The 24,977-nt window shown below is 70.8% G+C and carries 27 protein-coding genes; 20 read left to right on the forward strand and 7 right to left on the reverse strand.

Annotated features, from left to right (window positions below):
- Positions 1–43: 43 nt before the first annotated feature.
- The 8 genes from NR792_RS11210 (at position 44) to NR792_RS11245 (ending at position 9,775) form a co-directional block, all read left to right on the forward strand.
- On the forward strand, positions 44–967 hold the full coding sequence (locus tag NR792_RS11210) for a PAS and helix-turn-helix domain-containing protein (protein ID WP_375760053.1): 924 nt from the start codon (positions 44–46) through the stop codon (positions 965–967).
- A 176-nt stretch (positions 968–1,143) separates the two neighbouring features.
- Positions 1,144–3,312: a chemotaxis protein CheA gene (locus NR792_RS11215; RefSeq protein ID WP_375760054.1), complete on the forward strand. Its 2,169-nt coding sequence runs from the start codon at positions 1,144–1,146 to the stop codon at positions 3,310–3,312.
- On the forward strand, positions 3,309–3,797 hold the full coding sequence (locus NR792_RS11220; protein WP_375760055.1) for a chemotaxis protein CheW: 489 nt from the start codon (positions 3,309–3,311) through the stop codon (positions 3,795–3,797). Before NR792_RS11215 ends, NR792_RS11220 begins: the two co-directional genes overlap by 4 nt.
- Positions 3,797–5,881 carry a methyl-accepting chemotaxis protein gene (locus NR792_RS11225; RefSeq protein WP_375760056.1) on the forward strand — a complete coding sequence of 695 codons (2,085 nt, stop codon included), beginning with the start codon at positions 3,797–3,799 and terminating at the stop codon, positions 5,879–5,881. The genes NR792_RS11220 and NR792_RS11225 overlap by 1 nt, the downstream gene beginning before the upstream one ends.
- Positions 5,882–5,915: 34 nt before the next feature.
- Entirely contained in the window at positions 5,916–7,445 is a 1,530-nt protein-coding gene (locus tag NR792_RS11230; RefSeq protein WP_375760057.1) for an ABC1 kinase family protein, read from the forward strand.
- A 22-nt stretch (positions 7,446–7,467) separates the two neighbouring features.
- Positions 7,468–7,803 (forward strand): antibiotic biosynthesis monooxygenase family protein, encoded by a 336-nt coding sequence (locus NR792_RS11235; protein ID WP_375760058.1) that lies wholly within the window; start codon positions 7,468–7,470, stop codon positions 7,801–7,803.
- Positions 7,804–7,814: 11 nt separating this feature from the next.
- Positions 7,815–8,879 (forward strand): chemotaxis-specific protein-glutamate methyltransferase CheB, encoded by a 1,065-nt coding sequence (gene cheB / locus NR792_RS11240; protein ID WP_375760059.1) that lies wholly within the window; start codon positions 7,815–7,817, stop codon positions 8,877–8,879.
- Positions 8,880–8,881: 2 nt separating this feature from the next.
- A complete protein-coding gene (locus NR792_RS11245; protein WP_375760060.1) occupies positions 8,882–9,775 on the forward strand; it encodes a CheR family methyltransferase in 894 nt (297 codons plus the stop codon).
- Here NR792_RS11245 and NR792_RS11250 read toward each other — a convergent pair.
- Complete coding sequence (locus tag NR792_RS11250) at positions 9,765–10,685, reverse strand: diacylglycerol/lipid kinase family protein (RefSeq protein WP_375760061.1); 921 nt, start codon at positions 10,683–10,685, stop codon at positions 9,765–9,767. The two genes, NR792_RS11245 and NR792_RS11250, sit on opposite strands and share 11 nt — an antisense overlap.
- 154 nt (positions 10,686–10,839) lie before the next feature.
- On the opposite strand from NR792_RS11250, the gene NR792_RS11255 reads away from it, so the two are divergent.
- From NR792_RS11255 to NR792_RS11265, 3 genes are read left to right on the forward strand one after another with little or no spacing between them, the layout of a single operon-like run.
- A complete protein-coding gene (locus tag NR792_RS11255; RefSeq protein WP_375760062.1) occupies positions 10,840–11,517 on the forward strand; it encodes a Fic family protein in 678 nt (225 codons plus the stop codon).
- Positions 11,514–12,179: a hypothetical protein gene (locus NR792_RS11260; RefSeq protein WP_375760063.1), complete on the forward strand. Its 666-nt coding sequence runs from the start codon at positions 11,514–11,516 to the stop codon at positions 12,177–12,179. The genes NR792_RS11255 and NR792_RS11260 overlap by 4 nt, the downstream gene beginning before the upstream one ends.
- A complete protein-coding gene (locus tag NR792_RS11265; RefSeq protein ID WP_375760064.1) occupies positions 12,176–12,871 on the forward strand; it encodes a hypothetical protein in 696 nt (231 codons plus the stop codon). The genes NR792_RS11260 and NR792_RS11265 overlap by 4 nt, the downstream gene beginning before the upstream one ends.
- 16 nt (positions 12,872–12,887) lie before the next feature.
- On the opposite strand, the gene NR792_RS11270 is transcribed toward NR792_RS11265, so the two are convergent.
- Together NR792_RS11270 and NR792_RS11275 are read right to left on the reverse strand one after the other, a co-directional pair.
- A complete protein-coding gene (locus NR792_RS11270) occupies positions 12,888–13,553 on the reverse strand; it encodes an Hsp20/alpha crystallin family protein (RefSeq protein ID WP_375760065.1) in 666 nt (221 codons plus the stop codon).
- Positions 13,554–13,713: 160 nt separating this feature from the next.
- A complete protein-coding gene (locus NR792_RS11275; RefSeq protein ID WP_375760066.1) occupies positions 13,714–14,601 on the reverse strand; it encodes a PhzF family phenazine biosynthesis protein in 888 nt (295 codons plus the stop codon).
- A 144-nt stretch (positions 14,602–14,745) separates the two neighbouring features.
- Here NR792_RS11275 and NR792_RS11280 point away from each other — a divergent pair, with 144 nt between their 5' ends.
- On the forward strand, positions 14,746–15,522 hold the full coding sequence (locus NR792_RS11280) for a YdiY family protein (RefSeq protein WP_375760067.1): 777 nt from the start codon (positions 14,746–14,748) through the stop codon (positions 15,520–15,522).
- Positions 15,523–15,537: 15 nt separating this feature from the next.
- Positions 15,538–16,389, forward strand: a complete 852-nt coding sequence (proC, locus tag NR792_RS11285) for a pyrroline-5-carboxylate reductase (protein ID WP_375760068.1) — start codon at positions 15,538–15,540, stop codon at positions 16,387–16,389.
- Here proC and NR792_RS11290 read toward each other — a convergent pair.
- Entirely contained in the window at positions 16,371–17,054 is a 684-nt protein-coding gene (locus tag NR792_RS11290; protein ID WP_375760069.1) for an ArsR/SmtB family transcription factor, read from the reverse strand. The genes proC and NR792_RS11290 overlap by 19 nt on opposite strands.
- Positions 17,055–17,117: 63 nt before the next feature.
- Here NR792_RS11290 and NR792_RS11295 point away from each other — a divergent pair, with 63 nt between their 5' ends.
- The 3 genes from NR792_RS11295 (at position 17,118) to NR792_RS11305 (ending at position 19,062) form a co-directional block, all read left to right on the forward strand.
- Entirely contained in the window at positions 17,118–18,239 is a 1,122-nt protein-coding gene (locus NR792_RS11295; protein WP_375760070.1) for a cytochrome P450, read from the forward strand.
- Positions 18,236–18,580: an antibiotic biosynthesis monooxygenase family protein gene (locus NR792_RS11300; protein ID WP_375760071.1), complete on the forward strand. Its 345-nt coding sequence runs from the start codon at positions 18,236–18,238 to the stop codon at positions 18,578–18,580. The genes NR792_RS11295 and NR792_RS11300 overlap by 4 nt, the downstream gene beginning before the upstream one ends.
- An 83-nt stretch (positions 18,581–18,663) precedes the next feature.
- Positions 18,664–19,062 (forward strand): hypothetical protein, encoded by a 399-nt coding sequence (locus NR792_RS11305; protein WP_375760072.1) that lies wholly within the window; start codon positions 18,664–18,666, stop codon positions 19,060–19,062.
- A 58-nt stretch (positions 19,063–19,120) separates the two neighbouring features.
- Here the strand turns inward: NR792_RS11305 and NR792_RS11310 are convergent, their stop codons facing one another.
- Both NR792_RS11310 and NR792_RS11315 read right to left on the reverse strand, forming a co-directional pair.
- The gene (locus NR792_RS11310; protein ID WP_375760073.1) at positions 19,121–19,642 is read right to left on the reverse strand and encodes a hypothetical protein; all 522 of its coding nucleotides are present in this window, start codon (positions 19,640–19,642) and stop codon (positions 19,121–19,123) included.
- Positions 19,643–19,836: 194 nt separating this feature from the next.
- On the reverse strand, positions 19,837–20,862 hold the full coding sequence (locus tag NR792_RS11315; protein WP_375760074.1) for a hypothetical protein: 1,026 nt from the start codon (positions 20,860–20,862) through the stop codon (positions 19,837–19,839).
- An 861-nt stretch (positions 20,863–21,723) separates the two neighbouring features.
- Between NR792_RS11315 and NR792_RS11320 the strand changes: the two genes are divergently transcribed.
- The 3 genes from NR792_RS11320 to NR792_RS11330 all read left to right on the forward strand — a co-directional run bounded on the left by NR792_RS11320 (position 21,724) and on the right by NR792_RS11330 (position 24,200).
- Positions 21,724–22,968 (forward strand): FadR/GntR family transcriptional regulator, encoded by a 1,245-nt coding sequence (locus NR792_RS11320; protein WP_375761602.1) that lies wholly within the window; start codon positions 21,724–21,726, stop codon positions 22,966–22,968.
- A 92-nt stretch (positions 22,969–23,060) separates the two neighbouring features.
- Positions 23,061–23,336, forward strand: a complete 276-nt coding sequence (locus NR792_RS11325) for a hypothetical protein (protein WP_375760075.1) — start codon at positions 23,061–23,063, stop codon at positions 23,334–23,336.
- 72 nt (positions 23,337–23,408) lie between these two features.
- The gene (locus NR792_RS11330; RefSeq protein WP_375760076.1) at positions 23,409–24,200 is read left to right on the forward strand and encodes a hypothetical protein; all 792 of its coding nucleotides are present in this window, start codon (positions 23,409–23,411) and stop codon (positions 24,198–24,200) included.
- 11 nt (positions 24,201–24,211) lie between these two features.
- On the opposite strand, the gene NR792_RS11335 is transcribed toward NR792_RS11330, so the two are convergent.
- Entirely contained in the window at positions 24,212–24,592 is a 381-nt protein-coding gene (locus NR792_RS11335; protein WP_375760077.1) for a hypothetical protein, read from the reverse strand.
- 90 nt (positions 24,593–24,682) lie between these two features.
- On the opposite strand from NR792_RS11335, the gene NR792_RS11340 reads away from it, so the two are divergent.
- A complete protein-coding gene (locus NR792_RS11340; RefSeq protein WP_375760078.1) occupies positions 24,683–24,976 on the forward strand; it encodes a hypothetical protein in 294 nt (97 codons plus the stop codon).
- Position 24,977 lies beyond the last annotated feature (1 nt).

The following is a 24,977-nucleotide window of genomic DNA, read 5'->3' on the forward strand; positions in this document are numbered from 1 at the left end:
CATCTGTAAAGCTTGACCGTGGTTGCAACGGCTGGGGGGCTTCATGGACTGGTCGTTGACGGCATCCCTGCTCGCCGAGCGGGACACGCGGCCCATCGTCGTGATGGACCGGCGCGGGCGCATCGAGCTGGCGAACGGAGCGTTCACGTCGCTGCTGTGCCGGCCCCGCGAGGAATTGCTGGGGCGGCGCTGGACGGAGGTGTGCACGCCGCGCGAGCACGGTCGCGAGGTGGGACGGGCGCTGCGGGCCATCTTCACCAGCGCCGAGCACCGGCTGGAGACGGAGGTGCTCACGCGCGACGGCGAGCGGCTGTCGGTGGAGCTGGACGTGGCCGCCGTGGGCCAGCCGCCGCTGCGGCTGGTGGCCATCATCACGCGCGCGTCACCGTCCCTCTCCGTCCCGGAGCGCACCGTGGGCGCCGAGCCATCCCGCGCCTCCGGGCCCCACCAGGACCTGAACTACGAAATCTCCACCGAGCTGGCGTCGTTCGGGACGCTCAAGGCGGTGTGGACCTCCGGGCACGCGCAGCAGGAGGAGATGGTGGGCCGGCCCTGCTTCGGCGCCTTCGCCCACCGCGACGCGCCCTGCCTGGACTGCCCGCTGACGGCGACGTCCCCCGCGTCCTGGCCCCACACCATCGTGCGGCAGGCCTCCACGCACAGCGATGGCTACGAGGTCGTTACCGCCACGCCCACGGGCGCCGGCACCGCGCGCGTCAGCGTGCACACCATCGGCGACGCCACGCTCAGCGGCCTCTTCGAGGCGAAGGTGCGACGCATGGCGAGCGACGCGCGGCTGTCGGAGCGGGAAGGCGATGTGTTGCGCTATCTCGCGCTCGGCCGCTCGCCCACTGACATCTCGACCGTGTTAGGGATTACCGAGCGCACCGTAAAATTCCATCAGGCGAACCTGCTCCGGAAGCTGGGAGCGGAGACGCGGTACGACCTGCTCCGCCTGTTCTTCTGACCAGGACGCCTTCCCTCCGGGACAGCTTTCACGCCGTTGACGTTGGGGGATGCTGGGCCTTCGACTCCGAAAGTCTTGTGGGTCGGGGGGGCCGTTGCCCATGGGCAGCGCCAGTCACATCCGTATCATCAAAGACATACAGCCATTGTGGACTTCCGTCAAAGGGCGTCCTGTCCGTGAGTGAAACTCCGGGCTGGGACGACGTGATGCGGGAGTTCCTCGTCGAGTCCCGTGAGCACGTGCAGAGCATCGAGGCGACGGTGCTGGAGCTGGAGGCACAGCCGGGCTCGCAGCCGCTGCTGGCGCAGCTGTTCCGCAGCCTGCACACCGTGAAGGGCACCTGCGGCTTCCTGGGCTTCACCCGCCTGGAGGCGCTGATGCACGCCGCGGAGGAGCTGCTCGGCCTGGCGCGCGACCGGCGCCTGGTGCTGGACCGCGAGCGCGTGTCCACGCTGCTGGCGCTGGCGGACGCGGCGCGCGCGGCGCTGGAGCACATCGAGGCGACGGGGCTGGAGCCCGCGGTGGACCACTCCGCGCTGCTCGCGCGCATGGAGGGCGCGGCGACGGCGAACGCACCGCTGGAGGTCTCCGAGCCCCTGACGCCCCCGGGCGCCCTGCCCTGGCGCGGCGCCGCCACCGGCGTGGACTCCAAGCTGCGCGTGGACGTGGCGCTGCTGGACCGGCTGATGAACCTGATGGGCGAGCTGGTGCTGGCGCGCAACCGCATCCTCCAGTGCGCCGCTTCGCCCACGCCGGGCGCGGACCTGATGACCGCGTCGCAGCGGCTGGACGCCGTCACCACGCAGGTGCAGCAGGTGGTGATGAAGACGCGGCTCCAGCCGGTGGGTCAGGTCTGGAACCGCTTCCCCCGGCTCGTGCGCGAGCTGGCGCACGGGTGCGGCAAGCAGGTGCGGCTGCGACTCCAGGGCGCGGACACGGAGCTGGACAAGACGCTGGTGGAGGCGCTGCATGATCCGCTCACCCACCTGTTGCGCAACGCCGTGGACCACGGCGTGGAGACGCCCGAGCAGCGCCGCGAAGCGGGCAAGCCGCCCGTGGGGTGCCTGACGCTGAGCGCGTCGCACGAGGGCGGGCTCGTGCACCTGGGCATGTCCGACGACGGGGCGGGCATCGACGTGCAGCGCGTGCGGCAGGTGGCGGTGCAGCGGGGCCTGCTCACGGCCGACCAGGCGGCGCGGCTTCCGGACGCGGACGCGCTGATGCTCATCTTCATGCCGGGCTTCAGCACCGCGGAGCGCGTCACGTCGCTGTCCGGCCGGGGCGTGGGCATGGACGTGGTGCGCACGCAGGTGGAGCGCATCGGCGGCACCGTGGAGGTGCACAGCCGGCCCGGTCAGGGCACGACGTTCACCCTGAAGATTCCCCTCACGCTGGCCATCATCCCGGCGCTGCTCGTGACGTGCCGGGGCGACCGCTACGCGCTGCCGCAGGCCTCCCTGCGGGAGGTCGTGTGGCTGGAGCCGGCGCAGGCCCGCAGGGACATCACCCGCATCCAGGGCGCGTGCGTGCTCCGGCTGCGGGGAGAGCTGCTGCCGCTGGTGGTGCTGGCCTCCGAGCTGGGCGTGGGGCCCGCGACGCCGGCGCTGGACGACGGCGCCACCATCGTCGTGCTGCAGGCCGGGGAGCGCACCTTCGGGCTGTGGGTGGACGCCATCCACGACACGGAGGAGATCGTCGTCAAGCCGCTGTGGAAGCACCTGAAGGGGCTGGCCTGCTACGCGGGCGCGACGGTGCTGGGCGACGGGCGCGTGGCGCTCATCCTGGACGCCATGGGGCTGGGCCGCCGCGTGGGCACCGCCGCCGAGGCGCAGGCCCAGGTCGTCGTTCCCGAAGCCGTTCCCCAGGAGCCTCGTCCCGAGGACGCGCGCGAGCGGGTGCTCTTGTGCCGCACCGGCGCGGAGGGCCGCGTGGCCATTCCGCTGTCCCGCGTGGCTCGGCTGGAGGAGCTGCCCGCGTCGGACGTGGAGCGGCTGAGCGGGGGCATGGAGATGGCGCGCTACCACGGCCAGTTGCTGCCGCTGGTGCGCGTGGCCTCCGTGCTGGAGGCGAGGCCCGGCGCGACGGAGCGGCTCACGCAGAACCTCCAGGTCGCGTTCGGCGAGTCACTGTCCGTCGTCGTCGCCACGCACGCGGACACGCGCGTGGGGCTGGTGGTGGACGCCATCCTCGACGTCGCGGAGGTGGAGATTTCGCTCCAGCGCGAGACGCGCCGCCCGGGCGTGCTGGGCTCCATGGTGGTGCAGAGCCGCGCCACCGAGTTCCTGGACGTGGAGGGCACCGTGCGCGCCGTGCACCCGGAGTTGCTGACGGGCGGTGCGCCATGAGCGCCTTCCGCCAGCTGTGCTCGTTCCAGGTGGGCGACCACCTGTTCGGCCTGGACATCGAACGCGTGCAGGAGATTTTGCTGCCGCCCCCGCTCACGCGCGTGCCCGGTGCGCCTCCGGAGGTCGCGGGGCTGCTCAACCTGCGCGGGCAGATCGTCCCCGCCATCGACCTGCGCCGCCGCCTGGACCTGCCCGACGGCACCGCCCCCACGGACGCGCCTCACGTCGTCCTGCGTGGCGACGAAGGCGCGGTGAGCCTTCGCGTGGATGCCATTGGCGACATCCTCCCCTTCGAACAGTCGGACCTGGCGCCGCTGCCGGACAACCTGCGTGGGCCCCTGCGCTCGCTGCTGCTGGGCGTCCATGCGCTGCCGGACCGGCTGCTGCTCGTGTTGTCCGCGGACGCGGTGGTGGACGGGCTCGCGCCTGCGTCCAGCGCCTCCGCCTCCCCTTCCTTCCCCGTGCTTCCCCAGGAGTCCCGCTGATGGCCCGCCCGACCGCGCCCGCCGTGAAAACCACCCTCTTCCAGCGCCTGGGCGGCAAGGCCCCCCTGACGGCCGCCGTGCAGAAGCTCTACGCGCGGGTGATGACGGACGCGCTGCTCAAGCCTTTCTTCCGCCGCGCGGACCTGGTCCCGCTGCAGCGCCAGATGGTCGCGTTCCTCACCCAGCACCTGGGCGGCCCCGCCGCCTATCGCGGCCCGTCGATGCACGAGGTGCACGCGCGGATGGCGCTCAAGCCCCACCACCTCGAGCGCGTCGCCGAGCACCTGGCCACCGTGCTGGATGAGCTGGACGTCCCGGGCCCCGTCGCCCGGGAGCTGCTGGCGGCGGTGGGGACGCCGCGGGAGGAACCCGTCAGCAGGCCCGCGCCGAGGTCCGCCTCCCGGCCCGCCGCGAAGCGCGCCCCGGCGCGTGCCCCCCGCACGGAGGGACGCCGGGTCGCCGTGGCGTCCGTGCCCGCGGCCCGCTCCTCCCGCCGGCGCGTGGTCACGCCGCTCGAAGGCGCCCTCAACGAGACGCTGCTCAACGCGGCGCGGGTCAACCTGTTCGTCCTGGACGCGGACCTGGGCATCGTCTTCACCAACACGGTCGCCACGGAGGCCATCGAGCGCATCAGCGACGGCGCGGGGGACGCGGTGGGCAGCGACTTCCTCGGCCACTTCGAACATCAGCTGCGGCTGGAGGAGGACCGGCTGGGCACGCCCTCGGGGCTGCCGTACGAGACGACCTTCGCGGTGGGCCCCACCCTGCTCAAGGTCCACGTCGACGGCATCGAGGGCCGGGGCGGAGTGCTCACCGGCTACGTGGTGACGTGGACGGACATCACGGATCAGCAGCGCGTGGACACGGAGATGGCGCGCCTGAGGGCCATGCTGGAGAACGCGCCCACCTGCGTGATGGCGGCCGACAAGGACCTGAAGATCGTCTACCTGAACCCCGCCTCGCGCCGGCTGCTGCAGCGGGTGGAGAAGCACCTGCCCGTCAGCGCGGACCGGGTGCTGGGGGCCACCATCGACATCTTCCACCGCGACTCGGCGTACCAGCGGAAGATCCTGTCCAACGACAAGAACCTGCCGGTGCGCGCGAACATCCCCATCGGGCCGGAGGTCGCGGACCTCTTGGTGACGGCGGTGTACGACGGCCAGGGCCGCTACCTGGGCCCCATGGTGACGTGGGAGCTCATCACGGAGAAGCTCGCCGTGCAGCAGCGCGAGCAGGACCTGGACAGCACGCTGCGCGGCATCTTCCAGGAGGTGACGCAGCACTCGCAGACGCTCGCGGCGTCGTCGCAGGAGCTGTCCAGCGTCAGCCAGCAGATGGTGAGCAACGCGCAGGAGACCGCCGCGCAGGCCACCCAGGTCTCCGCCGGCGCCGAACAGGTCAGCCGCAACGTGCAGAGCGTCGCGTCCGGCATGGAGGAGGTCAACGCGAACATCCGCGAGGTGGCCCGCAACGCGAGCACCGCGGCCAAGGTCGCGTCGTCCGCCGTCAAGCTGGCGGACACGACCTCCAGCCTCGTCGGCAAGCTGGGGACCAGCAGCCAGGACATCGGCAAGGTCATCAAGGTCATCACCTCCATCGCGCAGCAGACCAACCTGCTCGCGCTCAACGCGACCATCGAGGCGGCGCGCGCGGGCGAGGCGGGCCGGGGCTTCGCGGTGGTAGCCAACGAGGTGAAGGAGCTGGCGCGCGAGACGGCCCGCGCCACCGAGGACATCGGCCAGCGGATCGGCACCATCCAGGGCGACACCGAGGAGGTGGTCAACGCCATCCTGGAGATTGGCGCCACCATCGGCCGCATCAATGAATTGCAGACGTCCATCGCCTCGTCGGTGGAGGAGCAGACGGCGACCGCGGGCGAAATCCTGCGCAACGTGGGCGAGGCCGCCAAGGGCAGCCAGCAGATCTCCGAGAACATGGCCGCCGTGGCCGAGGCCGCGCGCAGCACCACCGAGGGCGCGGGCAGCACGCAGCGCTCCGCGGTGGAGCTGGCGCATATGGCGCAGTCGCTGCAGCGGCTGGTCGTGCAGTTGGACACCACGGACAAGCAGACGCGGACGAAGTAGCGCGGGCAGCTGCAAGCCCTGGGAGCCACGGCACGTGCGGACCGGATTGAAGCGGTGGTGGGAGTTGGGCCGGGTGGCCCGCGCCTCCACGCGCCTGCGGCGGGTGTCCCGTCCCCAGGACGAGGAGCGCGCGCGGCGCGAGCTGACCCAGCGGCTGCTGGGCCTGCGGGGGTTGCCCCAGAAGGTAGGCCAGGTGCTCACGCTCTCGGAGCTGGGCGCGGAAGCGCCGGGGTTCGGCTCGCTCGCGGAGGCGCCCTCCCCGCTCGCGCCGGAGGACGCGTTGGCGGAGATCTCCCGACGGCTGGGCCGGCCGTGGCAGGAGGTGTTCACGTCGCTGGAGGGCGAGGGCATCGCCGCGTCGCTGGGCCAGGTGCACCGGGGCTTGCTGCGCGACGGGCGCGCCGTGGCGGTGAAGCTGCGGCATCCGGGCATCGCGGAGGCCGTGCGGGATGATCTGCGCGCGCTGGGATGGCTGGCCGCGCCGCTGGGCGGCTGGCGCGGGAAGCTGGACATGTCCGCCTACCGCCACGAGCTGGCCCGGATGCTCCAGGGCGAGCTGGACTACCACCACGAGGCCCAGGCCCTGCGGGACGCGGGCGCGCGCATGGCGGACGTGCCGGGCGTCGTCGTCCCCGTGCCGGTGGACGCGCTCACCCGCGAAGACCTGCTGGTGATGAGCTGGGTGGAGGGCGCTTCGCTCGCGGATGGCTGGCGCTGGTGCGAAGCGGACCGCCGGGCGCTGTCCACCACGCTGGTCCGGCTGTTCCTCCACGGCTGCTTCTCTTGGGGCGCGCTCCACGCGGATCCGCACCCGGGCAACTACCGCGTGTCCCGGGAGCCGGACGGCAAGCTTGTGTTGGGAGTGCTCGACTTCGGCTGCGTGAAGCCGCTGCCGCCGGAGCTGGCGGTGGGGCTGGGGCGGTTGATCTCCCTCCTCCGGTGTCCGAACACCACGCCGCACCCGGAGCAGCTGCTGTCCGCGTGGGTGATGCTGGGCTTCACGCCGGAGCTGCTGGAGCCCATGGCGGAAGCGCTGCCCGCCGTCAGCCGCGTGCTGCTGGAGCCCTTCCTCCTCGACGGTCCCTTCCACGCGAGGAGCTGGCGGCTGGGAGAGCGGCTCACCGAGGCGCTGGGCCCACACCGCTGGAACTTCCGCGCGGCCGGGCCCGCGTCGCTGCTGTTCGTCCTGCGCGCGTTCCACGGGCTGGTGCGCCACCTGGACGTGCTGGATGCACCCATCGCGTGGGGCCCGCTGCTGGACGAGGCCCGCGCCCCGTCGCTCCCGCCTCCGCCGTCGCCGCCCGAGGCGCGGGTGGAGGGCACCGCGCGCTACCTGAAGGTCCGCGTGACAGAAGGGGGGAACACGCGTGTCGCGCTGACGTTCCGCGCGGACGTGACGGCGCACCTGGAGGACCTGTTGCCGGAGGACCTGCCGCGGAAGCTCGCGGCGCGGGGCCTGGATCCGGTCGCCATCGGCGCGGCGGCGGTCGCGGCGGGGCTGCGGCCGTCGGAGCTGTTCCACCTGGACGAGTGCGACCGCCACGTCCGGGTCTGGCTCGAGTGAAGGACAGACAAGGAGGTGACGCATGGTCACCATCGGCATGAACTACGAAGTGCGGGAGGGCAAGGCGGAGGCCTTCGAGCGGAAGTTCGCGCTCGTCCTGGAGGCGATGCGGACGCTGCCGGCGCACGCGCACACGGAGCTGTTCAAGAGCGTGGGAGCACCAGGGCGCTACCTCATCGTCTCCGAGTGGCACAGCCGCGAGGGCTTCGACGCCTTCATCGCGTCCGAGGCCTTCCACCGCGTGACGGACTGGGGCGCGAGCGCCATCCTCGCCAGCCGGCCGCGCCACGAGGTGTATGGCGATACGGCCAACAGCGCCCCCGCGGGCCGCTGCCCGGTCGCGCACGCGGTCCGGTGACGCGGGTGCGAATGAATCCCATCCGGGTCCTGGTGGTGGACGACGCGGCCGTGGTGCGGCGGCAGGTGTCGCTGCTCCTGGGCGCCGACCCAGGCCTGGAGGTCGTCGCCACCGCGCCCAACGGACGCATCGCGCTGGCGAAGGTGGAGCAGTTCCAGCCGGACGTGGTGCTGCTGGACCTGGAGATGCCGGAGCTGGACGGGCTGGCGACGCTGAAGCTGCTGCGCCAGCGCGACCCGGACCTGCCCGTGGTGATGTTCAGCGCGCTCACCGAACGCGCGGGCATGCTGACCCTGGAGGCGCTCGCGCTGGGAGCGCGCGACTACGTGACGAAGCCCACGTCCGCGGGCGGGATGAACGTCACGGTGGAGGCCGTGCGCGACGAGCTGGTGCGCAAGCTCAAGGCGCTCAACGTCCGGCCCCCTTCCGCCACGGCGGCGCTGTTCCCGGTGACGCGCGCGCCCCAGCTCCGGCCGCAGGTGCCCGCGCGGGTGGAGGCCATCGTCATCGGCGCGTCCACCGGGGGGCCGGGCGCGCTGGTGCGCGTGGTGTCCGCGCTGCCCGCGGACCTGCCGGTGCCGGTGCTCGTCGTGCAGCACATGCCTCCCCTCTTCACGCGGCTGCTCGCGGAGCGGTTGCAGGGCGTGAGCCCGCTCCGCGTGCGCGAGGCCGTGACGGGTGCGTCCGTGCAGCCTGGCTCGGTATGGGTCGCTCCCGGCGACTTCCACCTGGCCATGTACCGGGACGCGACGGGCGTGCGGCTGCTCACGCACCAGGGGCCGGCGGAGAACGCGTGCCGTCCGGCGGTGGACCTGCTCTTCCGCTCGGCGGCGGAGGTGTACGGCGCGGGGGTGCTGGCGGTGGTGCTCACCGGCATGGGCCAGGACGGGCTGCGCGGCTGCCGCAAGGTGAGCGAGGCAGGCGGTCAGGTGGTGGTGCAGGACCAGGCCAGCTGCGTCATCGGCAGCATGCCGGGCGCGGTGGAGCAGGCGGGGCTCGCGGACGCGGTGGTGCCCCTGGACGCGCTGGCCCTGGAGCTGGCGCGGCGCGTGGATCCGCGCGGACGGAGGACCTGAGCATGTCCCTGCTTCCCGACGACTTCGCGTACCTGCGGCAGCGCGTGCTGCGCCGCTCCGGGCTCGTGCTGGAGCCCGACACGTACGCGCTGGTGGAGACGCGGCTCACGTCGCTCATGCGCGAGGAGCGCCTGCCGGACCTCTCCTCCCTCGTCGCGCGGCTGCGCTCACAGCCGGAGAGCAGCCCGCTCCACCAGCGGCTGGCGGAGGCGCTGGCCAACCACGAGACGGCCTTCTTCCGCGACGCGCCCGTGTTCGACGCCCTGCGCACCACGGTCCTGCCCGCCCTGCTGGCGAAGCGCTCCCGCACGCGGACGCTGCGCATCTGGTGCGCGGCGTGCGCCTACGGCCAGGAGCCCTACAGCGTGGCGATGACGCTGGCGGAGGCCGGGCTGCTGATCACCGGATGGACGGTGCGCATCCTCGCCACCGACTTCTCCACCCGCGCGCTCGTGCGCGCCAGCGAGGCCCGCTACGACGCGCAGGAGATCCACCGGGGCCTGACGCCCGAGCTGCGCCAGCGCTACTTCCACCAGGAGCGAGACGGGTGGCGGCTGAGCGAACAGGTCCGCAGGCCGGTGGAGTTCCGGCCGCTCAACCTGATGGACGACTTCCCACCGGAAGCGCCCGTGGACCTCGTCTTCCTTCGCAACGTGATGATCTACTGGGACGTGCCCACCCGGCGCGCGGTGCTCGCCCGCGTGCGGCGGATGCTCCACGCGGATGGCTACCTGGTGCTGGGCGCCGCGGAGGCCTCGCCCCTGGTGGAGGATGGCTTCACGCGGCACCTGATTGGACAGACCAGCTGGTACCGCCCCACGCCCGCCTCCCACGCCAGCGCGGGCGCGCCGGTGGAGGACGCGCCGCGCCCGCCCCGCTCCGGCGCTAGACCTTGAGGCGGATGGCGCCGGGCAACATCGTCATGGTGCACGGCAGCCGGCCCGGCGTCTCGCCGTCCACGTCCAGGAACACGTCGCCGTCCTCCGACTCCGCGTGGATCGTGCGGCAGCGCAGCCGCCGCGTGCCCTTCCAGGTGACGTGGTCGCCGTTGTAGACGCCCTTGGACTTGAGCACGAAGTCGGACAGTCCGTAGTTGGACCAGATGGTGACGTCGAAGAGGCCGTCGTGCGTCACCGCGTCGGGCGCGACGAACATGCCGCTGCCGAAGTAGCGCCCGTTGGCCACCGCCACCGCGGTGACGCTCACCGTCTCCGGCGTGCCGCCATCCACCGTGAGGCGCACCTGGCGCTCCTGGTACTTCAGGAGGCCCTTCACGGTGCCCCACATGAAGCTCAGGTTTCCGCCCAGCGCCTTGCTGCCCTGGTTCACCTCGCGGGCCACCACCGCGCTCACGCCGAACGAGGCGATGTTGGCGAAGAAGCGCGTGGCCGGGTTGCCGTCGTTGTCGATGAACTCCAGCCGCCCCACGTCGAAGGGCTCCGTCTTCTCCGTGCGCAGCCGCTCCAGCGCGGACGTCAGCTCCAGGTCCCACCCGAAGGTGCGGCGGAAGTCGCCGCCGGTGCCCCGGGGCAGCAGGGCCAGCGTGGCCTGGGGGTTGATGACCTGCCCGTCGCGGAAGAAGCCGTTGGTGACCTCGTTGAGGGTGCCGTCGCCGCCCACCGCGACGATGCACTCATAGCCGTCGTCGATGGCCTGCCGCGCCAGACGCGCCGCATCCATGCCGCCGCTGGTGAAGCCGTGCCCGAACTCACCGAGCACCTTGCCCACCTGCGCGGAGATCTCCACCCATCGCTTCCCCGTCTGCCCGTTGGCGCTGCGCGGGTTGACCACGAGGAACGTCTTCATTCAGTGCCTTCTCCCTGCGAGAACGGCTTGTTTACGCAATTGTGCGCCCAGGCTCCACTCCGTGACCCACATGAGGGCCCCGGCGTCCGGGGTGTTTGTCACCCGGACCGGTCCGTGCTGGGCTTCCCGCCCCCGTTTCCCCCCCGGACCCCGAGTGAAAGTCCACACTTCCACCGAGCAGCTCGCGCCCCACCGGGAGGCCACGAGCGCCCTGGACTGGGCGCTGCCCTCGCTCCGGGCGGACCTGGCGGCGGCGGCGAGGCAGCCCTTCCGGGAGACGGGAGCCCAGGAGGACTTCCTCCTCCGCCATGACGCACCGGCCCATGAAACGCGGGGGACGGCGCGGACGGAGCGCTTCGAGCGGGCCCTGGCCCGGGTGCGGCGGCTCGCGGACGCGGGCGAGCCGCTGACCTTCCCCCGGATGGTGGAGGTCCAGTCGGAGCTGCTGGGCGGGCCCACGGGCTTCCGCACCGGGGACGCCTTCGCTTGGGGCGGCGCGCACCGGTACGCGCACGTGCCCGGCCTGGAGGCGGCCTTCCGCGAGAAGGTGGAGGCGGACGCGCGGGAGGACCGCCATCCGGTGGCGCATGCCACGCGGTTGTACCTGGACCTGTGTTTCTTCCACCCCTTCCCGGACGGCAACGCCCGCGCGGCGCGGCTGTGGCTGGAATACATGCTGCGCCGGGGCCGGCTGCCCACGCCGCCGCTGGCGCCCGTGGTGCTGTGGCCCAAGCGTCCGGGAGACGCGGTGAACTACACGCGGCTGGCAAGGCTGCTGGCCCGGAGCATCGCGGGGCCGGACGCCCCGTGCCCCAATGAGGTGTCTTCATGAACGGTGACGCATCGGCTTTCACGTGGCGGCGCATCCGCGACAGCCTGGATGTCTATTCGCCAGAACAACTGGCCTCCCGGCTGCGGGACGTCCTGGCCCCGTTGCGGTCCGGCGGGATCCATGTGGCCCGGCTCAAGCAGGCGCAGAACGCCGTCCAGGACCTGCTCAAGAGCGAGCTGGGGGCCTGGTACACCATGAGCGGCCTGCCCCTGGGCAACGAAGTGCTGGGGGGCTACTGCTGGTGCCACTCGTTCTTCCGCCAGAACCCGCCGCATTACACGGCGGACGTGGATGAGAACATCCAGCTCATGTTGGCGTCGCTGGAGCGGATCCGGGCGTTTCTGTATGCGCTGGACGGCGTGTATCAGACCGCGCGCCGTCAGCTTGAGGCAGCGGCCGACGACAAGGCCCTCCGGGCGAAGGCGCTCGCGGAAGGGCTGGTGCGGACCGTGGACCTGACGGCGGAGACGACGTCCTGCGAGGAGACCTGGTACTCGGTCGCGCAGGACGCCATGTCGTGGTGCATCGAGGCGATGGGGCTGCCCTTGTCGGACGCCACGGAGGAGCTGCTGGACGCCGCCTTCGTCTTCGAGTCCTGGGTGGCGCCTCCTCCGGAAGTCCTCCGGGCCGCGGCGGCGCGCGTGGCGGAGGCGGCCGTATGACCCGGTCGGCCCTGGGCCACTGGCTGCGCATCCGCGACAGCCTGGATGGGTATGAGCCGGAGAAGCTTATCCGCCTGCTGCGCGAATACCTGGCACCGCGCGTGCCTCCGGGGACGCGCAAGCTCACGGACGAGCAGCACGACACGATGGCCAAGCACATCCAGCGGATGCTCAACCAGAACCTGGGGCCCTGGTACACGGAGACGGGCCTGTACCTGGGCAACGAGAGCTTCGGCGGCTACTGCTGGTGCCATCGCTTCTTCCGGCAGAAGCCCACGCCGAACATGAGCGTGGAATACAACATCCAGCTCATGATCGACGCGCTGGAGCGGTCACGCGAATGGCTGTTCAAGCTGGACGCCCACTTCCAGGCGCTGAAGCGCGACCTGCCCTCGGCCCCCGAGGACACCGACATCCGGATGCTCGCGCTGGCGGACGGCATCGTCACCACGATGAACCTCACCGTCGAGGCCACGGGCGGTGAGGAGGCCTGGTACACCTTCGCGGATGAAGCGCTGTCGTGGATGTTCGACGCCATCGGGCTGCGCCCGGGCTATCAGGCCGGCAAGCTGATGCGAAAGCTGTTCGCCTTCGAGTCCTGGCATACGCCGCTCGAGTGGGAGCTGCGCGACTCCGCGGAGAAGGTGGCGGCGGCCGTCGTGCAGGACGAGGGCCGCCGGCACACGCACTGAAGCACGCGCCCGTCCCTCAGTGGATGGGCTTCCCGGGCTTCATCCGGGCCTGCTCACGCGCGCCCCCCTTCACCTCGATGCGCTTGCCCCGCGGCTCGGCCTGCGGAAGCTTCAGGGAGATTTCCAGCACGCCGTTCTCGAAGGTCGCCTGGACCGTCTCCGTGTCGATGCCTTCTGGCAGCGGGATGGCGCGGTGGAACGAACCGGTGCTGCGCTCCAGGCTCCAGACCCCTTCGACCTCCTCTTCCTCCTCCACCTCGAAGGTGCGCTCGCCTTCAATCACGAGCAGGTCCTTCAGCAGCTCGACGTGGATGTCCTCCTGCTTCATGCCCGGTAGGTCGGCCTTCACGATGAGGTTTCCGTTCCGCTCCAGCACGTCCACCTGCGGTGACCAGAGGCCCTCGTCCAGCACGCCGCTCCTGGCGGCGAGGCCCCGGCCTCCGAAGCCGGTGAAGAGCTGATCCATGTCCTCCATCATCCGGCGCAGCAGCCCGAACGGGCTCATGGGCATGGACTCCCGGCCGATGGCCGGTGCATAGGACTCGCGGCGGGTGATGCCGGCGCCCGTCCTGGGCTCCTGGCCCTGCGAGCCGCCGCCCGGCACGTCGGCCTGGGCGCTCTTCACGGCGGGCGAGGAAGTGGGCCCCCCCTGCGCCCCCGGGTTCTTGTTAGCGGTTGCCATGACATCCTCCCCCGGTGGAGTCCGGCTGGCGCCCGGCCGCCGGATGACACCGGTGACTCAAGCGGGGATGGAAGTATCCCAACTCCAAGTTAGCCGTGCGCGCGGGGCCATCAAGGGCAGGAGGCTCGTCCCCTGCTGTCTGTCATTGGCGGCAGCCTCGCTACGCGAGCAGCGTGGCGTCCATCACGGTGAGGGCCACCCCACCGACGCGGGCGCGCTCGACGTGGCCCGGCCGCCCGGTGACCTGGATGTCGATGCGGCCCGGCTTGCCGAGCGTGTCGCCCTGCTCGATGCGGCCGGCCACCGTGCCGCCGTGCTCGGGCAGCCGGAGGCTCCCGTGCTCGGCCAGGTAGGCCGCCAGTGGCCCCGCGGCGGAGCCCGTCACGGGGTCCTCCAGGATGCCGAACCCCGGGACGAAGTAGCGCGCCTGGGCCACGCTCCCCTCCTCCTTCGCTTCACGGGTGAAGAGGTAGACGCCCCGCACGCCGTGCGGCATCAGCAGCGCGTTCATCGCGGCGCCTCGCGGCATCAGCGCCTCCAGGTCCGCGAGCCGACGGAGCGGCACCACCAGCCGGTGGCCCTGGCGGATCACCGGCAGCGTCGGGTCCACCTGCGCGGCCGTCCCGCCGAGCGTGGCCATCAGCGGCTCCAGCGCCACGGGGTTGGGCTGCGCGGGCGGCGGGGGCGTGGCGATCCACACGCGCGTCCCCTGCGCGCCCTGGGGCTCCAGCTCGATGCCGAACGTGCCACCGGGGCACTCCAGCGTGTACGTCCCCGGGCTCTTCAGCAGCCCCTTCTCCGCGAGCAGGTGGAAGGTGGCCACCGTGGCGTGGCCGCAGAAGGGAATCTCATCCACGGGCGTGAAGTAGCGCAGGCGGACCGTGGCGTCGCCGGGCCGGGACAGGAGGAAGGCGGTCTCCGACGCGCTGACGGCCGCGGCGGTCCGCTGCATCGTGGGGACATCCAGCGCCGCGGCGTCGAGCACCACGCCCGCGCGGTTTCCTGCACCGGCGGTGCGGGTGAAGGCATCGATGATGTGGACCTGCATGGGCGGACTCCGGACGAAGGAAGGGCCTGGGGAACGGCGCAGGCATGCTCCGCTCTGGTGTTGCCGTCAAGCGCTGGACCGACGCAGGCGGGCGCCGCACAACGGGGTTGAACAGGAGCGCCCGAGCAGGCACAGCAGTGGCGCATGGGTCTCCTGAAGCGAGGTGGGTGGGTGGTGCTGGTGGTGCTGCTCCACGCGAGCGGCGCGGCGGCACAGATCGTCAACGTGCAGGCGCTCTTCGACGAGAAGGCGGAGCTGGGGCCGGCCGCGGCCATCGAGCTGGGCGGCGACTGGCGCACGGGCAGCACGGAGCTGTTCTCGATTCGCGGCTCGCTGGTGGGCCAGCTGCGCTCCGAGCGCGACGTCTGGCTGGGCGTCATCCGGGGCGAGTACTCGTTCGCGAGCGGTGAGCGCATCGTCAGCCAGGTGCTGGAGCACGTGCGCTACCGGCGCGTGCTCACCGAGCGCGTGTCGGGCGAGGTCTTCGCGCAGCACGAGTACAACGAGTTCCGCCGGCTCCAGCTCCGGGCCCTGCTGGGCGCGGGCCCCCGCTTCGTGCTGCTCAACGAGGACGCCACGGGGCTCACCTTCGGCGTGGCGCTGATGCTGGAGCACGAGCGGCTGCGCAAGGACGGCGAGCCGGACGCGGGAGACCGCTACACGGATCCGCGCGTGTCCAGCTATCTGCTGGGCCGGGTGAAGCTGATGGAGAACATCCACCTGGTGGAGACGGTCTACCTCCAGCCGCGCGTCACCCGCCCCTCCGACCTGCGCGTGCTCAACGAGACGCTGTTCGCGGTGACGCCCAACCCCCGGGTCACGGTGGGCATCGGCTTCAACCTCACCTACGACAGCGCGCCGCCCGCGACGGTGCCGGCGCTGGACACGCAGCTTCGGACCACCGTGGGCGTGAAGCTCTAGGGGTAGACTCCGGCCATGGCCTCCCATCCCGTTCCCACACCCGTCGCCCTCCTCGGAGGCGGCAAGCTCGCCGAAGCCATCATCCAGGGGCTGCTGCGCTCCGGCCACATGCGCCCGTCCGAACTCCGCGTCACCGTTCGCCGGTCCGAGCGCGCCGAGGAGCTGCGCTCCCGGTACGGCGTGCACGTCTTCACGGACAACGCGCAGGCGGTGCGCGGCGCGCCGGTGGTCCTGCTGGTGGTCCGGCAGGCGCAGATGCGCGAGCTGATGGCGCTCATCTCCCCGGCGCTGGAGCCGGGGCAGACCGTGGTGTCGCTGTCCGCGGACGTGCGGCTGGCGCAGCTGGAAGCGGCGCTGCCCTCCAGCATCTCCGTCCTTCGCGCCATGCCCCACACGCCCGTGCGCGTGGGCGCGGGAGTGACGCCCCTGACGCCCGGGACGCGGGTGACGGAGACCGCGCGGCGGGCCACGGAGTCCCTCTTCGCGGCGACAGGCCGGCCGCTGTGGGTGTCCGAGGAAGCGCTCACGGTGTGCACGGGCGTGTCCGGCACGGGCCCCGCGTATGTCTTCCGGTTCGTGGAGGCGCTGGCCCAGGCCGCGATGGCGCACGGGATGGACGCGGCGGAGGCGGCGGCGCTCGCGAGGGGAACGCTCATCGGCGCGGCGAAGCTGCTGGCCGAACCCGACGCCACCACGCCGCAGCTCATCGCGGAGGTGGCGACGCCTGGAGGCATCACCGAGGCGGGGCTGAAGACGCTGGAAGCCCAGGGCCTCTCCCGCGTCGTGGGTGAGGCGGTGTCCGTCGCCATCCAGCGCACGAGGGAGCGCGCGGACGCGTCCGCCGCGGCCTACGTCACGCCGAAGTGACGCTTGAGTCCCCGCTGGCCTCCAGGCGTGACGATGAGGCCGCGGGAGTCGGGCTGACGCTCCACCCACCCCAGCGAGAACACCCGGGAGGCGAGCGCCGCGCCCAGCGCTCCCGCGAGATGGTCTCGCCGCTCGCTCCAGTCCAGGCAGCGGTGGGCGAAGTGGCGGCGCTGTTCGCGCACGGGCGCCAGGTCGATGCCGAAGTCCTGGAACCAGGCCTCGCCGCTCGGGGTGAGCATGAAGGCGCGCCGGCGGAGGGACAGGTGCCCGGCCCGAAGCAGCGCGTCGGTAATGCCCATGCCCAACCGGCCCGCCAGGTGGTCGTAGCAGTAGCGCGCGGCCCGCAGGGGCTCCGGGGTCGCTGACGCGCGGGGTCCCCGGACCGCCACGGTCATCAACGCTTCCACCATCCGCGCCACGGTGGGCGTGGCCAGGCGGAACACCTTGTTGCGTCCCTGCTTCGTGGAGCGAATCAGCCGGGCCTGCTCCAGCCGATGGAGGTGCGCGGTCGCCGTCGCGGGGCTGACGCCCGTGCCGAACGCGAGCTCCTTGGCGACGAGTGCTCGCCCCTCCATGAGCAGCTCCAGCATCCGGATCCGCGTGGCGTCCCCCACGGCTCCGGCCAGCGTCGTGAGGTCCGGCCCTGCATTCATCGTTCGGTCCATGGCGAACCATTTCCTAGCACACGGTCAGGGCCGAGGGAGGAGAGTGCCTGGAAGCAAGGACCGATGACACCGCCCACCGACCCGTATCAGGCCGTCACCCACCCCGACCCCTACCCGTACTACGCGGAGCTTCGCGCCCGAGGCGGACTGCACCGCATCCCCGGCTTCGTCCCATGGATCGCGGCGGACGCGGCCACCGTGCGAGCCGTGCTCACGAGCGAGCACTGCCGGGTCCGGCCGAAGGCGGAGCCGGTGCCTCCGCAGCTGGCGGGCACCGCCGCGGGAGCACTTTTCGGACGGCTGGTGCGCATGAACGACGGAGGCCCCTACCCGGCCGTGAAGCAGACCCTGTCGCGCGCGCTGCCGGAGGCGCAGCGCGAGGTGGAGGCAGAGAGCCACCGGTGGGCGGAGAAGTTGTTCGAGGCGCCGTCCCTGTCGCGGCTGCCGGACGCGGCCCTCCAGCTTCCCGTGTTCGTGCTGGGGTCGCTGCTGGGCTTCCCGGAGGACACACTGGAGGCGAGCGTGCGGGACGTGGAGGCCTATGTCCGCTCGGTCGCCGGCCCCACGGTGAACAGCGAGGGCGCGGCGAGGCTGAGCGAGCGCGTGGCGGCCTGTTTCCAGGCCATACCTGGGACCGCGTTCACGGCCCGGCTCAGGTCAGGCCCTGGCGCGGAAGAACTGCGCGTTCCCAACGCCGTGGGCCTGCTCACCCAGGCGTATGAAGCGACGGCCGGGCTCCTGGGAGCGACGCTGCGAGCCATCGCTCGCGAGCCGGCGCTGCGGGAACAGCTCTCCCGGGGCGAGTGCACGCTCGACGACGTGGTCCAGGAGGCGGCCCGCCACGAGTCGCCAGTCCAGAACACGCGGCGCTTCACCCATGCGACGGAGACCGTCGCGGGTCAGGAGCTGGAGGCCGGTGCGACCGTGGTCGTCGTGCTCGCCGCCGCGAATCGGGATCCGCTGGAGAACCCCCAGCCCGATGCCTTCCTGCCCCGGCGCGTGGGTCGTCAGACCTTCACCTTCGGCCTGGGCGCGCATGCCTGTCCGGGGCCGCTGCTGGCGACGGCGATGGCCACGGCGGCGGCGGAGCGCGTGCTCGCGACCGGCCTGGACCTGACGCCGCTGTCGGGCCCCGTCACCTGGCGTGCTTCCACCAACACCCGCGTCCTGGGAGGACTGCGATGATTGCCGTCATTTTCGAGGTCTGGGCACACGAGGATCATCGGCAGCGGTACCTGGACCTCGCCGCGGAGCTGCGGCCGCTGCTGGCCGGCATCGATGGCTTCATCTCCATCGAGCGGTTCCAGAGCCTGAGCGCGCCAGGAAAGCTGCTGTCGCTGTCGTACTGGCGCGACGAGGCGGCGGTAGCGGAATGGCGGCGCCTGGAGGCCCACCGTGAAGCCCAGCGCGAGGGCCGGGAGGGCGTGTTCAGCGACTACCGCCTGCGCGTGGCGCACGTCGTGAGGGATTACTGCCTGAAGGACCGGGCGGCCGTGCCCGCCGACAGTCGCACCGTGCACGGCTGAAGCGGCCGACGCACGGCGGCCGTCTTCCCGTCCGTCCCTCGCATGCGGGCCATGCCTCCCCCACCTTCTCCTGGGGGTGCACGATGAAGCGAGGCCATTGGAGAGGAGCCTGGGGACTGGCCGCCACGCTGCTCGGGTTGCCGGTGCTGGGGCAGCTCGAGGAGCCACCCGAGGGCGCGCCGCAATACTCCTGCTTCGAAGCGGCGCGCGAGGCCGGCGTGTTGAGCGAGACCAACGCGGCCCAGCTCTGCCAGGGAGCCCGTTCGGACGCCCCGGCGAAGTGTTTCCAGCGGGTCCAGGAGGAAGGGTTCCTCTCGGATCCGCAAGCGCTCCAGCTCTGCCAGTACGCCCAGCCCTCGGATGATCCCGCGTCCTGCTTCCTCAAGGCGCGGAAGTCCTCGTTCCTGGACGAATCACAGCTCCTGCTGCTCTGCCGCCCGCTCATCGCGGATCAGCTGAACCTGTATCCCTACGGTCCTTGACTCAAGGGGCCGAGCGCCCGCCCATCGCAGGGAACCGCTCGTAGGCCCGTCGGAGGCATCACTTCCGGTTCGCGCAGAAAGGGGCGTCGAAGGTTCCCGTCAAACCCGTCGTCGTTCCGTCGGATTTCTCCAGGACCTGGACATCGAAGCTTCCAACGAGCTGGTCCGTCGTAGCGGTCGTCAGGTGGATGCTCCCGCTGGTGGCCACCGCGAGTGTCTCCGTTCCCCCGTCCGTGAGACGCTGCTGGATCTGGACGAACCCGGGGCCGGTGGCGTTGCCGACCTCGAATGTCCCTGCCGCAGGGGGGCCGATGACCGAGACCGTCAAGAAGCGGGACGGCGGAAGGACATAGCCGGCGTCCGCGGGGGTCGTGCAGAGCCCGGAGAGGTCGCTGTCGGCCAGGATGGCAATCGAGAAAGAGGTCCCGCCGTCGGGGCTGCGCGGCAGGAGTTCGCCGGACCAGGTCACCGGGAAGGCCTTGTCGCCCTGCAAGGACCCCACGCCCTCCGTCTGTTCCGACTTGGAGCCACAGGCAGGAAGGAAGAGCAATCCGATGACGGGAAGGAGGTTCAAGCGCATGGGTCGCCCTCGATGAGCGGGTCGGGTGTTCTGGGGATCCTATACGAGCAGCGGAATGCAGTCCGGCCAATGTGCCGAACGGACTCCACAATCGGGTGGCTCGCTCGACCAGAGTGCCAATGGCGGAACTCCCAATCCCAGGATGAGGTCCCCTTTCCAGTGCCCAGGGACTTCGCGGTCCGCGACACGGCCTGCTACGTGGGAGTGGCCGGGATGACTCCCGCGCGGTTGTCTTTGAGGAACCGGGTGATGAGGACCTTCGCCTGGGGCCCCAGCGTGGGATTGAACATCAGGGACGGCAGATAGAAACGGTAGGTGCCGCCGTCCTCCCAGCGGCCCGTGTTCCAGACCTTGTCACAGCGAATCGACGCCAGCACCTCCTCCGGCGCCACCTGCTCACAGGCCACCTCCCGCGCCGCGAGCGGCCACGCGACCTGGTCCTCGTGTGAATCGAAGATGGGCGGGTAGTACTTGCGCAGCAGCTCCACCTCCGCACGCTGCTGCTCGTACGTGTTGAAGCCCTCGCGAAGGAAGCACACGAAGACGTACGTCCGCGTCACGGCTGTATCGTTCGGGAAGATGGTGGCCCCGGCCACCCGCGCCGAGAAGCAGTGCGCGGACTCCGGGAAGATGTCACCGACCTTGGGAAAGACCTCCTGGTCCAGCGTCATCCCGATGTACGAGTTGGTGCGGTACTGAATCGTCCATGGCTTGCCGCCATCGTCATCGTTCGTCCGCACGGGAAAGCCCCGCTTGAAGATCTTCAAGCAGTCCAGCGGGCTGGGGAGGTTGAGGCCGCGAAACGCCACCATGTTCAGCGGGCCCTGCCGGTACGTCACGTCGGTATAGGCAAACGAAGGCTCGAACCCGAGCTCCGCCGTCCAGAGGAAGTACGCATTGCACTCGTCGCACTCATACATGGATGCGCGCGTGTTGAAGATGCCGTCCGGTCCCTGCCGCGTCACCGCTTCCGAACGGCAGATGATCAGCGGACACCGGGGCTTGAAGACCGTCGTCTGCTTGCTCTTCTCCATCGCCACGACCTGCTGCGCCTGGGTCAGCGCTCCGAGCACCGGGGCGGAGTGACGCCGCTCCAGTCGCGGTGGGCCGGGCTGCCGGTTGACCTCCTCGTTGAGGAGTTTCTGGCAGTAGCGGCAGGACGTGGCGCGCCCCTCGGACATGAAGGTCTTCATGCAGCCGTAGCACTTGTAGAACGGCATCGACTCACCTCGCCCGCGGGACCAGCGCCGGCCCTGGGCGCGTGGAGACCCCGCCCCACGCCAATAGCAATTCAGAAGCCACGCGCAGGGGCCCGGCGTCCGCCACGAGCCCTTCTCGCACGAGGCCCCCGGCTCGCGTCCGCACGAGACGCGCCCGCGTTGCCAGGGGACGCGAAGGGACCGCCCCGGGGAGCGGGTGCTGGTGCGCGGAATGGTGCTGGAGGCCCAGAGCCGTCAGCCGTTCGGAGGTTCGCTCCAGGCGCAGCTGGAGGTGCGGGGGCCCAAGGGGGACGTCGTCCCCACCAGCACTGCGTCCACGGCGGACGCCGTCTGGGGCTACGCCTGGCCCATCCCCGCGGGCCAGGCCGGCGGCGAGTGCACCCTGCGGGTCACCTACCCGTGGACGGGCGCGGCCCCGGCAGAGCGGAAGTTCGACGTGCACGCTCCCTCAAGCAGGTGCGAATGGGTGCGGCAGGTGGGCACCCGGAGCGACGACCGGGCCACGGCGCTGGCGCGGGCCGCCAATGACGACGTCTACGTCGCGGGCGACACCCTAAGTAGGTGGCCAGAAGTTGATGAACAAGCCCTGCGGCCTGAAGGTTCTCAGCGAAGACGCGCGCCTTGCGAAGCGCAGCGGTGAGTCGCGACGGTGTGCATGCGCGGACGCCAAGGCGGGTCCACGGACAGAGGCGCGCTGGCGGGGAGCGCTTTCGCCAAACCTGTCCGACAGTCGGACAGGTTCGCGCTGCATGGGGCCCGGGGCCGCACCGGCACGGGAGGACATGAGGACGGTGTGCCCCCGCGTCCATGTCAGACCCCTCTGGTTGGATGGGCGAGGCTGGGACGAGGAGGCGGACGGTGATGGTGCGGGTGGGGCTCGTGGCGTACGTGGAGGAGCAACTCGAGCGAGAGATTTCGCTCGGGAGGCTGCCGAGGAACGGGCAGATTGGCTCGGAGCAGGTGCTGGCGCGTCGCTATGGGGTGAGCCGAGGCACCGTGCGCGAAGCGCTGCGGCGGCTGGCGGCGCGAGGCCTGGTGGTGCAGCGTCCCGGCCGTGTGACGCGTGCGGTGGCGCTGGATGAGTCACTGACGCTGGAGAACCTGGGCCTGGCGCTGCATGACGAGCGCTCCGAGGAATGCCGGCGGCTGCTGGAGGGCTTCTTCAGCCTCAAGCGGCAGGTGCTGGTGGAACTCCTGGCCGACTGCTGCGCGAGTGCCTCCGAGCGGGACGTGAGCCTGCTGGAGGACACCTGCTACAGGCTCTCGGACGCGGCGCACTGGAACCCCGGGGCACGGTGCGCGCAGCTGGAATTCGAGTTGCTGCGGCTGGCGGCCCAGGCGGCGTCACGTCCAGGGCACCTGCTCCTCATTCAGTCACTGCAACGGGCCCTGAGAGGCAACGCGGCCCGGCTGCTGTCCTTCATGGGCGGCGAATCCCTGCGCCAGTGGGCCCTGTGCGCGATGCACGCCCTGAGCGAGCGCGACGCGCAGGCACTTCAGCACCAACTGCCTGCGCTGCTGAAGGCGTGCGATGAGCGCGTGCTGGACGCCTTCTCCCCTGCCCCTCGGGAGCATGCGTCCCCCGAGGCCCAGTGCGCCCCGGAGGACCTCCTCGAAGCCCCAACGTCAGCCCCTGAGCAGGACGAGGCGCTTGATGCACGCCCGTATGTTGAGGAGCACGGCCTTGATTCCCCTGCGTCAGTCACTGCGCAAGACGACGCTTTTGAGACACACCCTTCCGTGGAGGAGCACGGCCTCGGCGCCCCCACGTCAGCCACCGAGGCGCTCGGAACTTCCCCCTGCGCGCCCAATGAGGGGGGCGTTGGGTGGGCGTGCCGGGCGCGACCTTGGGAAGCCCCATCCGACTGTCGGACGGACTGCATCACGCCACCCAGGCCCCCAGGCCCAGGGGACTGCGCGCCTCCGGAAGCTCCGTTGCTCGCTCACCAGGGCGACCTGCTTCGTGTGCAGCCACGGCCCTTCGCTTCTTCCATCGTCCATGAAGACCCGCACGTCGCCCCTCTGAAAGAGCACTCCTGTGCCGACTGCCCCCGACGTATCCGCTTGAGCCGTGCCTCCGCCCCGGATGAGGCAACGAACTCCTGAGGGCCTATCTAAGTAGGGAGCCACCAGTTCCGAGACGAATGCAGGGGCCTTGCCCGTTCCCCCCGCTTCGCCTCGGATTCGTTCAGGGACATTTGGCGACCTACTTAGGGGGCTTTCCAGGCTTCACGAATCAAGGCGGAAGCGACCTGTTCGAGCTGCGCTTCAGCGAAGAGGGGCGGCTGCTGGGGACGTGGCAACAGGGCACGCCCCTGGACGACCACGTCACCGGGCTGGCCGTGAACGCGTGCGGCAATGCCATGGTCGTCAGCTCCACCGAGGGCTCGCTGGTTCCCGGCAGCCCGCCCCAGGGCAGCCGCGATGCGTTCCGCATGAGGCTCCCGCCGCCCACGCCGCCCTTCGGGCGATGACGTCGCGCACGGGCCACTGCGCTCACCGGCGTGAAAGCGACTACGCTTGCGCTCCCCCAGGAGGCGTTCGAAATGCCGTGTATCTTCTGCGAGATTGGAATCTGCGCCGACCCCGGTCACGCCGGGGCTTCAAACCGGGGACGGCTCCAGCCGGTCAAGATCTTCGACATCCGGCGCTCCATCCCTTCCGCCCCACCCGTCACCCCCTCGTTCGATCCGCCCCGCCCGTCACCCATCCAGCCTTTGAATGGGCAGGTGCAGGTCAGGGAATACAGGGCGGACGAAGGGGGATGGAACACGGGCTCGCAGCTTGTGAATGATGCGAAGAGCCTCTTCCGGGCGTGGCTGCACAAGGCGAAACAGGACCGCGGAGAGAACTGGAGAAGCCCTCCGCTGGACAATGAGGACCTGTGCTCGGGAGCCAACTGGGCGCCTGTGGATGAAGGCATGGACGTCACGAGGCAGATCGTGAAGGTCAACACCCAGCATGGGAGGAATGAAGCGGGCGTCACCCTCTGGAGGGCCTACGGCGACGGCCCGTTCGGTCCGATGGTGGTCGGCATCCTCATCATGCAGAACGCCGTCTCCCGCGATAACGACGACGGCGTCGAGCACGAGCTGGGCATCCGGTGGCTCGTAGGCCATCCGACCATCCGTGGTGTGGGGGCGGCGCTGATGGCGAAAGCGGATGCGCTGCATCAGACCGCCCCGTACAGACGCTTCCCGATGCACGTCACCGCATCCAGGTCCTCGGTCACCTGGTATCAAAGAAATGGATTCACCGTGGTGGAGCCCGCGACCTGCAACGATGAAGACACATCGTGCGGGTGCTCCATCATGATCAAAGCGGCTCCGCCCCAGTAATCCCAGAGGCCTCACCGCGACAGCGACTCCAGGACGTGGATCGCCTCGTGGAGGACCGGGAGGAATTCAGGGTCATCGTCCTCCTCTTCGAAGGCCTCCCGGTGCGCCAGGAGCACCGGCAGCAGTGAGACATCCTCCAGCGCCTCCCCGCGAATCTTGACGTGGGGTTCGGAGAGCCGGTCCATCAGTTGGGCCAGGATGTTCGCGCCGCGTCCCCGCTCCTTCGGGGAGGCGGACTGAAGCCAGGCCGCGGCCCGCTGGAAGACGTCCACCCCGCCGCAGTGGTGCGGTTGCCAGATGGCGCGCCATGCGCCTGCGTCCTCCTCGCAGTCCTGGAGCATGCGCGCGAACAATTCATCGGTGGAGAGGTCGGCCTCGGGCGGGGAATCCATTCCACGCGGTGTAGCGCCAGTCGCCCCTACCCTGCTGGACGCCCACGCCTCACAACGTCAGCAAGAAGTTCCCGCCATTGAGGAGCCCGCATGTCGGCATCCGCTGAAGAGACCCTGAAGCAACTCCGCGCCGCGCGCCAGCAACGCGAGGAGCGCGAGCGGGAGGAGGTGGCGAAGGCCCGGGCCACGTCCGGCAAGGAGCCCTTCGACATCGAGAAGCTCCACGCCCTCTACAACCTCAGCTGGGATCTTCATGATGCGCCGCTCACGCCCTCTATCATCGAGGATTACGAGCGGCGGTACTACCTGGGCTCGCCCCAGGTGAAGACGCTCCAGCAGTTCGCGGAGCTCTTGGTCGTGCTGCGCGACAACGACGCGAACTGAA

It is taken from the genome of Corallococcus exercitus (assembly GCF_042231735.1).
In the GTDB taxonomy this organism is placed as follows: domain Bacteria; phylum Myxococcota; class Myxococcia; order Myxococcales; family Myxococcaceae; genus Corallococcus; species Corallococcus exercitus_B.